A 1,244-nucleotide genomic window follows, 5' to 3' on the forward strand; every position below is an offset into this window, starting at 1 on the left:
GTGTAATTCGGGCAATCACCAGGTCTGCGAGCACCAGACACAGCCTGGCTTCACCGGCTGGGGCTCGTTTGCCGAATATGTCGCCATCGAACATGCCGACACCAATCTTGTGCGCCTGCCCGACGAGATGGAATTCGCCACCGCCGCCAGCCTCGGCTGCCGCTTCGTCACTTCGTTTCGAGCCATTGTCGACCAGGGCCGGGTGAAGCCGGGCGAATGGGTCGCGGTGCATGGCTGCGGCGGCGTCGGCCTGTCGGCGATTATGATTGCCAGCGCCATGGGCGCCAATGTCATCGCCATCGATCTCACCGACGAGAAACTGGATTTCGCCAAAAAGATCGGCGCCGTCGCCACCATCAATGCATCTACGACGCCGAACGTGGTCAAGGCGGTCAAGCAGATCACCAATGGCGGCGCGCATATGTCGATGGACGCGCTCGGCCACCCCACCACCTCGTTCAATTCGATATCCAATCTGCGCCGGCGCGGCCGCCATGTGCAGGTCGGCCTGATGCTGGGCGAGCATGCCCGGCCGCAGGTGCCGATGGACAAGGTGATCGCCTTCGAGCTCGAAATCCTCGGCAGCCACGGCATGCAGGCCTACCGCTACCAGGCGATGATGGACATGATCCGCAACGGCAAGCTGAAGCCCGAACTGCTGGTCGGCAAGAGGATCAGTCTCGACGAGGCGCCTGCGGCCCTGATGGCGATGGGCGGCTTCGAGGGCATTGGGATTGGGGTGGTGACGAAGTTTTAGGCGAGGACGGCACCGTCGTCAGGCGATCGCGCGTCGTGGCAATTCCTGCTTCGCGAATCGCTTGGCGCCTACGACGCAAAGCACCACGCCAAGCGTGACGACCACCATCAACGAACTGACCTGTTCGTGCAGCAGCGTCGCTGCCAGTGCCAGTCCGAAGAATGGCTGCAGCAGCTGCAACTGTCCGACCGCGGCGATGCCGCCTTGCGCCAGGCCGCGATACCAGAACACGAAGCCGATCAGCATGCTGAACAGCGAGACATAGGCAAGCCCCATCCACGCACTGACGCCGACGCCGTCGAACGACGGCGGCATGGTCAGCAGCGTCAGCACCAGCATGATCGGCAGCGACAGCACCAGCGCCCAGCAGATCACTTGCCAGCCGCCGAGCCTGCGCGACAGCGCGGCGCCCTCGGCATAGCCGAGGCCGCAAGCGATGATGGCAGCCAGCATCAGACCGTCGCCGACCGGCGAGGCAGTCACGCCC

Annotated in this window: 2 protein-coding genes; one reads left to right on the forward strand and one right to left on the reverse strand. The window is 64.1% G+C overall.

From position 1 onward, the window contains the following. Positions 1-757 (forward strand): zinc-binding dehydrogenase (locus EN879_RS36325; RefSeq protein ID WP_127274736.1); only part of this gene is annotated, 757 nt, incomplete at its 5' end. Between the two features lie 18 nt (positions 758-775). Here the strand turns inward: EN879_RS36325 and EN879_RS36330 are convergent. Then, the coding region (locus tag EN879_RS36330; RefSeq protein WP_164774859.1) for a DMT family transporter at positions 776-1,244 on the reverse strand (469 nt) is incomplete at its 5' end.

The organism is Mesorhizobium sp. M7A.F.Ca.AU.002.02.1.1, assembly GCF_003998535.1.
GTDB lineage: Bacteria > Pseudomonadota > Alphaproteobacteria > Rhizobiales > Rhizobiaceae > Mesorhizobium > Mesorhizobium ciceri.